Here is a 451-nt window from a genome sequence, read left to right on the forward strand (position 1 = left end):
TAGTTCTAAGCATTATCGACGTAATAACTGGTGTGATTAAGGCTTGGAAATTCAAAAAGCTGCGTAGCCGAAGCGCTTGGTTCGGTTATGTCCGAAAAATGCTCAGTTTTCTGGTGGTCATTGTGGCAAATATCGTAGATACAATCCTCAATCTGAACGGTGTCCTGACATTTGGAACCGTTCTTTTTTATATCGCCAATGAGGGGCTTTCCATTACGGAGAACCTTGCACAAATCGGCGTTAAGATGCCGGCTGCCATTACTGACCGGCTTCACGTAATCGAAAATGACAACGAACAAACAAATGAAAAAGATGAACAGGCTGCTGGATAACCCGGCGGTTTTTTCTATATCAAAAATAAAGGAGAGAACACTTATGACAATCACAGTGAAAAAGAATCTTGTATCAGAAGCTAAATACGCCTTGAAATGCCCTAATCACATGGACGCTG

The 451-nt window shown here is 41.9% G+C and carries 1 protein-coding gene; it reads left to right on the forward strand.

The features are described from left to right. The coding region (locus CP357_RS09970) for a holin family protein (RefSeq protein WP_143468740.1) at positions 1-332 on the forward strand (332 nt) is incomplete at its 5' end. Between the last annotated feature and the right edge of the window lie 119 nt (positions 333-451).

The sequence above is a fragment of the Lactobacillus sp. UMNPBX6 genome, assembly GCF_002553975.1.
Lineage (GTDB): Bacteria > Bacillota > Bacilli > Lactobacillales > Lactobacillaceae > Lactobacillus > Lactobacillus gallinarum.